Origin of the sequence: Cyclobacterium xiamenense (assembly GCF_900109255.1) — a bacterium.
Taxonomy (GTDB): domain Bacteria; phylum Bacteroidota; class Bacteroidia; order Cytophagales; family Cyclobacteriaceae; genus Cyclobacterium; species Cyclobacterium xiamenense.
This window is the reverse complement of the sequence record NZ_FNZH01000004.1, coordinates 65,687-77,324: the sequence shown is the minus strand read 5'-3', so window position 1 is coordinate 77,324 and position 11,638 is coordinate 65,687. Positions and strand designations below refer to the sequence as shown.

11 protein-coding genes are annotated in these 11,638 nt (G+C 49.6%); 8 read left to right on the top strand and 3 right to left on the bottom strand.

What is annotated here, in order from left to right; genetic code table 11:
• Nucleotides 1-5 precede the first annotated feature (5 nt).
• The 3 genes from pth to BMW71_RS13820 are packed head-to-tail and all read left to right on the top strand — an operon-like array spanning nt 6 to nt 2,601.
• Nucleotides 6-566, top strand: coding sequence for an aminoacyl-tRNA hydrolase (gene pth / locus BMW71_RS13830; RefSeq protein ID WP_092176042.1), 561 nt, complete (start codon nt 6-8; stop codon nt 564-566).
• A gap of 4 nt (nt 567-570) precedes the next feature.
• Entirely contained in the window at nt 571-861 is a 291-nt protein-coding gene (locus tag BMW71_RS13825; protein WP_092175114.1) for a thiamine-binding protein, read from the top strand.
• Between the two features lie 9 nt (nt 862-870).
• A complete protein-coding gene (locus BMW71_RS13820) occupies nt 871-2,601 on the top strand; it encodes a capsule assembly Wzi family protein (RefSeq protein WP_092175111.1) in 1,731 nt (576 codons plus the stop codon).
• Nucleotides 2,602-2,620: 19 nt separating this feature from the next.
• On the opposite strand, the gene BMW71_RS13815 is transcribed toward BMW71_RS13820, so the two are convergent.
• Nucleotides 2,621-3,043: a Dabb family protein gene (locus BMW71_RS13815; protein ID WP_092175108.1), complete on the bottom strand. Its 423-nt coding sequence runs from the start codon at nt 3,041-3,043 to the stop codon at nt 2,621-2,623.
• Nucleotides 3,044-3,355: 312 nt separating this feature from the next.
• Here BMW71_RS13815 and BMW71_RS13810 point away from each other — a divergent pair, with 312 nt between their 5' ends.
• On the top strand, nt 3,356-3,757 hold the full coding sequence (locus tag BMW71_RS13810) for a response regulator (RefSeq protein ID WP_092175105.1): 402 nt from the start codon (nt 3,356-3,358) through the stop codon (nt 3,755-3,757).
• 49 nt (nt 3,758-3,806) lie between these two features.
• Here the strand turns inward: BMW71_RS13810 and BMW71_RS13805 are convergent, their stop codons facing one another.
• A complete protein-coding gene (locus BMW71_RS13805) occupies nt 3,807-6,719 on the bottom strand; it encodes a serine hydrolase domain-containing protein (RefSeq protein ID WP_394333699.1) in 2,913 nt (970 codons plus the stop codon).
• Nucleotides 6,720-6,943: 224 nt separating this feature from the next.
• On the opposite strand from BMW71_RS13805, the gene BMW71_RS13800 reads away from it, so the two are divergent.
• The gene (locus BMW71_RS13800; protein WP_092176036.1) at nt 6,944-8,398 is read left to right on the top strand and encodes a sodium:solute symporter; all 1,455 of its coding nucleotides are present in this window, start codon (nt 6,944-6,946) and stop codon (nt 8,396-8,398) included.
• Here the strand turns inward: BMW71_RS13800 and BMW71_RS13795 are convergent.
• The gene (locus BMW71_RS13795) at nt 8,382-8,576 is read right to left on the bottom strand and encodes a hypothetical protein (protein ID WP_092176039.1); all 195 of its coding nucleotides are present in this window, start codon (nt 8,574-8,576) and stop codon (nt 8,382-8,384) included. The two genes, BMW71_RS13800 and BMW71_RS13795, sit on opposite strands and share 17 nt — an antisense overlap.
• A gap of 445 nt (nt 8,577-9,021) precedes the next feature.
• Between BMW71_RS13795 and BMW71_RS13790 the strand changes: the two genes are divergently transcribed.
• From BMW71_RS13790 to BMW71_RS13780, 3 genes are all read left to right on the top strand, one after another.
• Nucleotides 9,022-9,435, top strand: coding sequence for a hypothetical protein (locus BMW71_RS13790; RefSeq protein ID WP_092175100.1), 414 nt, complete (start codon nt 9,022-9,024; stop codon nt 9,433-9,435).
• A gap of 229 nt (nt 9,436-9,664) precedes the next feature.
• Entirely contained in the window at nt 9,665-10,534 is an 870-nt protein-coding gene (locus tag BMW71_RS13785; RefSeq protein ID WP_092175097.1) for an alpha/beta hydrolase, read from the top strand.
• Nucleotides 10,535-10,548: 14 nt separating this feature from the next.
• The gene (locus tag BMW71_RS13780) at nt 10,549-11,427 is read left to right on the top strand and encodes a mechanosensitive ion channel family protein (RefSeq protein ID WP_092175095.1); all 879 of its coding nucleotides are present in this window, start codon (nt 10,549-10,551) and stop codon (nt 11,425-11,427) included.
• Nucleotides 11,428-11,638 lie beyond the last annotated feature (211 nt).

Here is an 11,638-nt window from a genome sequence, read left to right as displayed (position 1 = left end):
AACCGATGAAATACCTGATTGTAGGCTTGGGCAATATTGGCCCCGAATACGAGCTGACCCGACATAATGTAGGCTTTTTGATCGTGGATCGACTGGCAGACAAAAAAAGCCTCAGCTGGAGCAGTGACCGGCTCGCCTTTCGGGCGGATTATTCCTACAAGGGTAGGCAAATCCACCTGATCAAACCAACCACCTACATGAACCTCAGTGGGAAAGCGGTCAACTACTGGATGAAAACCTTCAAAATCCCTAAGGAAAAAGTATTGGTGGTAGTCGATGATATTGCGCTTCCATTTGGTAAATTGCGCCTGAAAGCGAAAGGCTCTGCAGCCGGTCATAACGGCCTGAAAAATATCGAAGAACTAACGGGAGGACAAGATTACGCCCGCTTGCGCTTCGGGATTGGGGATGATTTTCCCAAAGGCCGGCAAATCGATTACGTACTCGGCAGGTGGACCCAACAAGAAATAGAAGCCTTACCTGGTCCCATGGACAAAGCGATCGACATGATTACGTCGTTTTGCACCATTGGCCTGGAGCAAACCATGAATCAATTCAACCGATAATCCTATGGGAACCATCAATCTGGGGATACAAATAGTCCCAAAAAGCAGGAAGAAGGACAGCTACGAGCTGGTGGATCGGGCCATCGCCGTGATCGCTGCTTCGGGTGTAAAATACGAAGTGAATCCCTTTGAAACCGTCATGGAGGGCCCGGAAGAGCACCTGCTAGCCATTGCAAAAAAAGCGCAGGAAGCGGTGGTCGAAGCCGGTGCAGAAGAAGTGCTGGTATATTACCGCATGCACATACGTCCGGGACAGGATGTCCGAATGGACGATAAAACCAACCCTCACCGGTAGCCCCAACAGATGATTGGGCAGGAACCAAATCGACCCAATTTTCCCTACTCCGGCGGCGTTTATGCTGGTCTGATGGGTTTTTTTTGCCTGCTTTTCTCTGCCTCTGTCCTCGCTCAAAGTCTCCCAGTCAGTTTCCCCCTGCTAACGGATAACCTCCGACGGGAGCAACTGATGGGTAGGTTTCCACTTTTTTATTCCTTTCAGCATTTCCCCCTTACCGTTACAGACATTGCCGGAGAATATTCCCCTTCGGATAGCCTCGCATTTCTTCCCTTTGGAAAACCGCTAGGTGCTGAAGGTAAAAAGGTACAGGTCCGCCTGGTACCACTTCAGCTTAGCCAAAATTACAATGCTTCCCATCCCTACGGCTGGGGGGATGGTCCGTTGCTATCGGCCCGGGGATTCCAACACCTGGTGGAATTCGGTATCCATACCCGTATTGGCCCCGTCCATCTCCAGCTTTACCCCCAGATACATACCGCACAAAATCTGCCTTTTCAGGAGTACAACCCGGAACTTCCCGAATTGTATTTTAAGCGCATTGCCAACTTTATCGGCAGACTAGACATACCCGTACGACCGGGATCAGACCGTATTCGAAGAATCCTTCCAGGAAACTCGCACGTAAAAGTACATTTCGGGGCATTTGCTGCCGGCATCTCCACAGAAAACCTTTGGTGGGGTCCTGGAAAACAACAAGCATTGCTAATCAGCGACAATGCAGAAGGTTTTCTACACGGGACCATACACAGCCGTAAACCGGTCAAAACCGGTATCGGCCATTTTGAAGGACAGTATTTTCTTGGCAAACTGGAAAATTCCAATCTACCCTATTACAGCGATGGCAGTTTTGACCGATACCGGGACTACCCGGACGACTGGCGGTACGTAACCGGTGTCTCCGTTTCGTATTCGCCCGTATGGATCAAAGGCTTGTCGCTAGGCTTGGGCAGGACCTTTACGATGTATCGCAGAAAGCTAGAAGAAGATGGCTGGCGAGCCTGGTTTCCAATTTTTGAAGGCTTGCAAAAAGAGCAGGTGGGCCTGGATGCATCCCGGGCGCGGGAAACCGACCAACACTTCACTATTTTTTCCCGCTGGGTGGTGCCAGCAGCCCGGATGGAAGTATACGGCGAATTCATACGAACAGACCATGCCTTGAATTGGCGGGAGCTGCTATTAAATCCCGAACACTCCCGTGGATACACCCTTGGGTTTAGCAAATTGGTTCCACTGACCAAAGGCGATCAAATCTATATCCAATTGGAAATGACCCAAACGGAAAATAGCGTCAACAACCTGGTAAAGTACGAAGGAGGCAACCTCAACCTCAACCATGGAGGACTGGGATTATACGAGAACTTTCAGGTAGTACATGGACTCACCCAGCGCGGACAAGTACTTGGATCCGGTCTTGGCCACAGCGGTAACAGTGCCCGGATCACGCTCAGCAAGGTCCGAGGACTAAACCAGTACGGACTCTCACTGGAGCGGCTTACGCGAGACGCCAATTTCTTCAATTATAACTATGCGAACGGGGTAGAGGTACTACGCTGGGTAGATCTCAGCCTGGGGGCACATTGGGAACAGCAGTACGATCGACTGCTGGTAGCTGCCGACGCGCGCCTAATACGCTCCCACAATTACAATTACGCTGTCAAACAATCCAACAGCTTGGGGAGTACCGGGTACAAAAAATCAAATTTTCATTCCCGGCTAAAATTGGCCTATCTTTTCTAGACTCGGCGAAGCAAAAGGACTATTTTACCCAATAATCTACCACCGTGACATCCTTCATATGGGGGCTCAATACCTCCACGAACGCTTGATGGTCCGGATGGGGAAGGTAAATCTCCCGGTCTTCTTCGCTTTCAAAGGTAACAAAAAAGCAATGTGTCAGTCCTTTGTTGAGGCCTTCTGGACTATTATTGACTCCCCATTCAAAATCCCTGATTTGCGGTATTTTATCCTGAAGGGCAATGAAGGCATCTTCTACTTCTTTGATAGCTTCCGGGCTGGATTCTTCTTTAAAAGACAATAATACCACGTGCCGAAGCAGGGGCTTTTGCGCAGCTGTTTCTTCCATGTTGACGGGGGTTTCTTCGTTTTGGGTGGATGTCTCATTGGACTGGCAGCCAAAGGCTACAGCAAGTACTATCAGGCAGGAAAGCAATCCTTTCATTTCGTTTGGGGTTTTAAGGGGTGTATCATCGAATGAATAGCGTGGTAAAATAAAGGAAAATAAGTCAAACTTGCGTGAAACAGCCGAGTTTTATTTGTAAAATCCGCAGGCGCTACCCCGGCGTTGCCCCGGTCCTATTGCTCCCGGTTATTCCACCGGACAAAAAAAGGATTTACCCATTTATCCCCTCAATCAAAAATTTTATCAAATAGCCAACAAAAAAATGATAAAAATCACGTACTTTTAACCGTACCTGAACGATTCAGCCTGGCTGCGGAGAAATGAAATCAGTAATCCCCAATCGCAATTTTTATGGAAAAAATCGGATTTACCTACATTGTGGATGATGATCCCCTATATAACTTCGGCACCAAAAAAATACTGGAATTCACCGCATTCTCGGAAGAGGTATCTTATTTCCTAAATGGGGAGGATGCCTTTAAGGACCTGAGTAAGCGAATTCAGGAAGGAGCGCCACTTCCGGATATCATTCTCCTGGATATCAACATGCCCATTATGAATGGCTGGGAATTCCTCGAACAGGTTTCCAAGACCGATTTAAATCATCCGATAAAGATCTTTATGGTTTCCTCCTCCATCAATCAGGATGAAATCGACCGTGCCAACAGCTACCCGCTGGTAGCCGAATACATCGTCAAACCACTTACGCTGGAAAAGGTCAAAGCGCTTAAATCCCGAATCTTGGACCAATAGCGGGTTCCACTTTTCCTCAACCTCTCATATATGGCTCTTTTTTAGGGCTTCACGGCAATTCATGCAGTGATTTTTTCATCGCCTGATATACCTGTTCCAGTATCGATGTTCGCACATTAAGGCGGTATATAGTGCGATTTTCCCGGCTAGGGTATACCCGGTTTGATAAGAATACGTAGACCAGCTCATTTTCGGGATCGATCCAGGTATAGGTCCCTGTGAAGCCAGAGTGTCCAAAACTACTGGCCGGTGCACTTGCCGCGGCGTTGCCGCTTGGATCACCGGGCCGGTTGGGGCGATCGAATCCCATTCCCCGGTAATTATCGCCCTCTTCACAAAACACACAGGCGGAATAAGCGCTGACGACGCCGGGAGCAATCAATTGTTGACTGGCGTAGCTCCCATCGTACAGGTACAAATGCATCAGTTTGGCCAGGTCGTTTGAAGTCCCAAAAAGCCCGGCATGACCGCTGACTCCTCCCAGCATGGCCGCTCCTTCGTCGTGCACCGTTCCATGCAGCAACTGCTTACGGAAGGCCGTATCCACTTCTGTGGGAACAATTCGGTCAAGCGGATAGGCTTTGTACGGGTTAAAAGTGAGCGTCCCGGCACCCAATGGCTTGTACAGGTTTCGTTCCAGGTAACCGTAAAAATCTTCTCCCGTGATCGCTTCCACAACTTTTGGGGCCAAAATAAACGACAGGTCGCTGTACACATAGCCTGGTTTTTCGTTTAGCGGTGAATGAAGTATCTCTTTATAAATCTTTTGGTTGTAGTTTCGGTGTATGTACAGGTTATCGGCCACCCGTATCGGAAATCTTCTGGAAGAATCCGACTTCATGGTAAACCATTTAAAGCTACCGTTTTTGCGTACAGTACTCATCCAAAAAGGAATCCAGGCACGCAGGCGGGCCTGATGCGTCAGAATGTCCCGATACTGCAGCTGCTCTTTGTTGGTCCCCCGTGCCGCTGGCAGGTAGGTACCCAGGGTTTGGTTCTCGTCAAATTTACCCAGCCCCTTCAGGTGCATAAATGCGGCCAGGGAGGTGCTTATCTTGGTAATGGAAGCCAGGTCGTACATATCATCTTTTCGAACCTGTTGCAGGGAGTCGTAGGTGTGGTACCCAAACGCCTTGTGATAAAAAATCTTGCCTTCTTTGGCAATGAGCACTTGTCCTCCGGGAATCGCTTTCTCCCGGATAGCCAGGTGCATCAGGGAGTCGATGCCCATGAGCCGTTCGGTCTCGATCCCCAGCGCCTCGGGTTGCGTGTAGGCCAATCTGAAACCCGCCTTGGTCTGCATTCCGTCTCCCAGTCCAAAATGTGAATTGATGACCACAGGCAACGTGCCCCGTGCGCCAATACCTCCGAAAATCAATTGGCTGGCAAGATCCTGAGTCAGGGGTGTCTCCTGGAACGCGGCGATCAGCCCGTCTGCGTTTTCCAAACCGGGAATTTTCCCCAGGCTGTAAACATTTCCAAACACACTTATCACCACCGCATGCTCTTCCATCAATGCCCGAATCAAAACAATCATTTCCGGGCTGATGCCATACTGATTGCTCCCTTCCCGGATACCCAGGCCGTGCAAACCAATTAAAATCAGGGAATAATCGGCCAGTTGCTGTCTGATCTGCTGCACAGCAGCCAAATCTCCCTCCTTGGGAAAGGTAAAATGGGGCATGGGCGCGTACCGTTCCAATCCTTGTTGAAAATCGGTGATGCCGGATGCTCCCAAAGACAGCGAAGCGATTTTTACGTTTTCCAACCCTTTGATCGGCAGAATGGCATCCGTATTTCGCAGCAAGGTAAGGGAGCTTTCCGTTAATTTTCGGCTCAAATATTCCGCTTTGGGGCTGTTTAGGTCGGCTATGAGGTTGTTCGTTTCCACCGGTTGAAAATTATCCAGGCCCATCCATGCTTTCGCTTTCAGTACTTTCAATACCCGTTGGTCAATTTCTTCTGCGCTGATTTCGCCACGTTCCAGCACCTTCAGCACTTCCCGGATAGTGGCGGGCACATCCATGGTATTGAGCATCATGTCGTTGCCTGCCAACAAGGCTTTGGCATCCACCACTCCGGGCGGGTAATACTTTGCCACTCCCTGCATGTTGAGCGCATCGGTAAAAACCAGTCCTTCAAATCCCATTTCCTCTTTCAAAAGATCCGTTACAATGGGTTTGGAAAGCGTGGAAGCCAAATTGGGCGTGTCGTCCAAAACCGGGATTTGCATGTGCGCCACCATTACACTACCCAAGCCCTCCTCCATCAGCTCCCGAAACGGGTACAGTTCGATTTCTTCCAGGCGCTTTTTGGAAAAATGGAGTACAGGTAATCCATAGTGAGAGTCCACATCGGTATCGCCATGGCCGGGAAAATGCTTGGCCGAGGCCAGAACGCCCTGATCCTGCATGCCTTTCATGTAGGCCAGGGACTTGCGGGCAACGTTTTCCTTTTCCTCTCCAAACGAGCGAAAGCCAATGACCGGATTGCCGGGATTGTTGTTTACGTCCACTACGGGTGCAAAATTCACGTGAATGCCCGATCGCCTGGCCTGTCGGGCTACCTCCGCTCCCATTTCGTAAAGGAGCTGCTCGTCTGCAATACCGCCCAGGGCCATTTGATAGGGATACCTCACCGTGCTGTCCAGGCGCATCCGCAAGCCCCACTCCCCGTCCAGGCTGATCATGAGGGGAATTTTTGATTCCGACTGAAAGCGGTTGATCATGTGGGCTTGTCGTACCGGCCCCCCCTGAAAAAAGATGATCCCCCCTACCCCATATTTTTTGACCAGATTGGAAATCGAATCCACATGCACCTGACCTTTATTGGAGTACGCCGGAATCATGATCAATTGGGCGATCTTTTCTTCCTGACTCATGGTAGCCAATACCGAATCTGCCCAGGGAGAAAAACGCTCGTCCAAAAACGGTGGAAGCTGCTTTTGCCCATATAGGGGCATGCAACCGATTAAAAAAACCAAAAACACCAGCAACCGGTAGGTAGCCGGACGAATGGCCCAACTCCTGGAAAAATTCCTTCCGTTTTCGATCCGATCTAATTTGAATTTCTGCATTCGTTCTTCTATTTATCCGGAAAGATACCAATTTTGTGGGTTTCGCTTGGAACGGATTTAAAGAAAATACCTATCATTGGGAAGATTATTTCCCATTCAATCCAGATGCCATGAGTCCACTACTCGTTTTTGGTGTAATTGCCGGTTACTTTGCCCTACTACTGCTGATCAGTTACCTGACTTCCCTGAAGTCCGATAACCTGACCTTTTATACCGGCAATCGGGAGTCCCCCTGGTTTCTGGTGGCCTTTGGGATGGTTGGGGCTTCCCTTTCAGGAGTTACGTTTATTTCCGTTCCCGGCGAAGTGGGCAATACCCAGTGGGCGTACCTGCAATTTGTGATGGGAAACATGGTCGGATACGCAGTCATTGCCCTGGTATTGATTCCGCTATTTTACCGGCTCAATCTGATTTCTATTTACGAATACCTAAAAAGCCGCTTTGGTCGAAACACCTACCTAACGGGTGCTACTATATTTCTGATTTCCCAGACCATCGGTGCTTCCTTTCGTCTCTTCTTGGCGGCCACGGTGCTTCAAATTGCATTTTTTGATGCTTTTGGTGTCCCTTTTTATGCTTCTGTCTTTGTCACTATGATTCTGATCTGGCTGTATACCTACAAAAGCGGCATCAAAACCATTGTGTGGACGGATACTTTGCAGACCAGTTTTCTGCTTTTAGCTGTCATTATTACCATCGCCGTGATCGCCGGGCAGTTGGGTAAAAGTGCCGGGGACATGCTGGCGATTGTCGGAGACAGTGAGCTATCCAATATCTTTGTCTGGGAGGGCAATACCAGTCAGAACTTCTTCAAGATGTTTGCCGGCGGGGTATTCATTACCATCGCCATGAATGGACTGGACCAAAACGTGATGCAGAAAAACCTCACCTGCCGCAACCAAAAGGATGCCCAGAAAAACATCTTTTGGTTTGCCATTACTTTCTTTTTCTCCAATCTCCTGTTTCTCGCGCTGGGGGTGCTGCTGTATCATTACGCAGCCGTCAACGGATTGGACTTGCCCGGCGCTACGGACGAACTCTTTCCCAGCCTGGCTTTGAACCATTTTGGCACGCTGGCGGGAGTGGTGTTTCTGTTGGGAATCACGGCTGCTGCTTTTTCCAGTGCGGATTCTGCGCTCACCGCTCTGACCACTTCCTTTTGCATCGATATCATTGACCTGCCAGCCAAAAAAGACGTCAATCAGGACCTGACGCGGCGTTGGATCCATATCGGTTTTACCTTTTTGGTATTTTTGACCATTGTCGTTTTCAACGAAGTGAACGACCGCAGTGTGGTAAGTGCGGTGTTTAAGGCCGCCGGATTTACCTATGGCCCCCTGCTGGGGCTGTTTGCCTTTGGGTTAACGAACCCGCTTGCGGTCCGCGACCGGATCGTGCCGTATATCTGTCTCCTGAGCCCTGCACTATCCTTCGTTTTGGACTGGAATTCCGCCCGATGGTTTGATGGCTTTCAGTTTGGTTTTGAAATCCTGCTGGTCAACGCTGCCATCACCTACCTGGGGCTGCTACTCACCGCGCAGAAGCAGCCTAGCGCATCAGACTAAAGGGAAGCAAAAACAGCGCAAAGATCATGGATAAGGTCAATGTGACCCCAAAACCCAATAGCCGAAAGGGTAATAACAGCAACCAGATCAGGGGATAAAGCAAAAGCAGTAACAGAGCAATGGGCCAGCAAAGGACAAAAAGAATGGCCCAGAGGACCAGACCGGTGAATAGTCTCATGGTGATTTGATTCAATGGTGGTTTACTTCCCCTTCCAATGGCGTGCCTGTTTTTTAAAATGGGCGAATTGCTACTTCTAAGAGGTTTTTTGGAATTTGCCATTCCTCTCCCTGTTCGCTAGCGAACAATAAACTGTTCGAAAAGGAGGCGGGTTGGAGTCATTTTATAGCTGAACCCAAAACGGCTTTACATCGGATCCGATTCGGTTAAAATAATCTAAATTTACCAATGACCGCTACTGAAGAAGCCCAGGACCGATCAAAAGAACGTTTATAGCCTATGGCACCTATTCCTATGGGTTACAATTTTATGCTGTAAAAAATTAGTAGGCTGAAAAAAGAAGGCGACGGATCCAGTAAGAGTAGAAAAATAAAAAAAATTACCGTTCCCCTCAACAGCCTTTTGCTGTTCTGCGTCTAGGAATGGAAACCAAAAAGAACATTCCATGAAAAAAATCGTCCTTACTTTTGTCTCTGGCTTGCTGCTTTTTTCCTGCATGGAAGAGGAAAGCCTCTCGGCCCTGCAAACCGGACCCGTTCCGGTAGGCAACTGGAGTAATCTCGAATACCAGGAAAATGGCATCGCCATGGAAAAGGTAGACGAACTGCTGGAAAACACCTATGGTTACCGCTTTTTTAGTAATGGAAAATTGATCCATCGAGCCAATAGCGGATGGTGCGGCACCCCTCCCATCGTGACCAATGACTACGAAGGAACCTGGGAAAGAAACGGGGAGATAATCCGGCTAGAAGCAGGATTTTGGGGAGGAACACAGATTCAGGAACTAAAGATTATCAACGAAACCACCTCTTCGCTACTTCTGGAGGAAATAAGTAGCGAATGGATTACGGAGGAATAAACACCAAGTTCATGAAAATCATGTCCCGGGCTAAAACAATTGGTTCCGGGCATTTTTTTTTCTGGCAAGCACTTCCCGCCAGGAGCGCCCTCCGAAGTGACGGTAAAAGGAGCCAATTTCAATTTGCAGGTGTTGGGGTAAAGGGGTAACTTGTAAAGCTATCGGGCGGGTCGCTGTTTTCGAACGGTGCTTCCCGGGAAGTATTTTCTGCGTTTAAAACCCATACCCTATGAAGCGCTTCTTTATCTTGCTCTTTTTTATCGTCTGTTCTGCATTCGCGCTTGCTCAAGGTACCGACACCCTTTACCTATGGCCAGGCACGGTCCCCGGCGAAACCGAGGCGAAACATCCGCCCGTTCAAACAGCCAATACCAGTGGGAATGTCACCCGACTGACCGATGTGACTGACCCGGCATTGGTAGTATTCGAACCCAAAGCACCGTCAAACGGTGCCAGTGTCATCGTTTGTCCGGGTGGGGGCTATAATATCCTGGCCATTGACAAAGAAGGGTACGAGGTAGCGGAGTGGTTTAACCAACTGGGATTTACGGCGTTTGTGCTCCAATATCGAGTTCCGAACAAACGGGAACCTGCCCTCTACGACCTGCAGCGGGCCATCCGCCTGGTACGCAGCAGGGCCAGCGATTGGAAGCTGGACCCCAAGCGATTGGGAGTGATTGGTTTTTCGGCTGGCGGCAGCCTGGCAGCCCGGGCCAGCACCCGTTTTGGCGAACGGACCTATACACCCGTCGATGCAGCGGACAGCCTTTCGGCCCGACCGGATTTTTCCCTGCTGATTTATCCGGCCTACCTGGACGAAGGGGAGAATCGGAGCCTGACACCGGAGCTTCGCCTGAATGAAGCTACTCCTCCGCAGTTTCTTTTTGGTACCGCAGATGACCGCTATGGAAACAGCGTCCTGGTGATGGCAGGGGCGCTTCGGGACCAGAAGCGTCCCGTTACGTTACATTTCCTTTCGGAAGGTGGCCACGGCTACGGCATGCGAAAGGGAAACGATGCCGCAGAAACCTGGCCTGCTCTCGCTGAAAAATGGCTTCGTCGACTCACTCTGGACGATAACCGACCCTTACTGCCCTAAAAAACCTGAACTCCATGAACTTTAGTGAATCTCTGGATAAATTGGTATCCCTTGTCACCGGCGACCTGGCAGACCTGCGGCAATTGCTGGTAGCCCTGCTCATCGGCACAGTGATTCTGGTATTTTTTATTTACCTGTCCCGGTGGATAAAAAAAATTGTCCGTATCCGGCTCGCCAAACGAACCGAAGACTCCCTGCTGGCAGACTTCATCGCTGCGGGCATTCGGTTTATCGTTCTGATTTTTGGCATTACCCTGGTACTTCGGTTTTTAGGTCTTACAGGTGCCGTCAGCGGTATATTGGCAGGCGCAGGTATCACCGCTTTTATCATCGGGTTTGCACTAAAGGATATTGGCGAAAATTTCCTGGCAGGAATCCTTTTGGCATTTAAAAGGCCTTTTAAAATCGGTGATCTGGTGGAAATTCAAGGCATTAGCGGAAACGTGCGTGCACTAAACCTCCGCGATACCCAGATCAAAACCCTGGACGGGAAAGACGTATTTCTTCCAAATGCTTCTATAATCAAGAGTCCGCTAATCAACTTCACCATTGATGGATACCTTAGTTATGGCTTTAAACTGGGCCTGGGGTACGGCTGCGATTACGGAAAAGCCATGGCATTGATCACTGAAACATTGAATCGGGTGCCGGGCGTCTTGTCGGGGCAAAAAGGCCCACTGGCTTTGGTCAGCGAGATGGGCGATAGTTCGCTCCTAATACGGGTAAGCTACTGGGTCAATACCTATGACCGGGAACATGCCGATCACTTGGTCCGTTCTGCAGCAGTACTTGCTGTACTGGAAGCACTAGAGGAAGCCGGCTACCCGCTACCGGGCCGAATCATTGAACTCAAAGGCGCATTGCCTGGGGACGAAAACCAGTCCCAAACCTAACCACCTCCATTCGCTTATCAGCCCATCGATCTTTTGCTGCCACAAAGCTCCCTAGCAAAAAGGGGTACCTGCGGCGTCTGATGGACGACCAACCAATCGCACAAAGCACCTGGTTTCAAAAAAGAGGGGAAGGAGAATTTCTTCGATACCTACCGATAAACAACCTTAAAAGCCCGAAAAAACCCACCCTTTCCGGATCAGTACAAGCCAT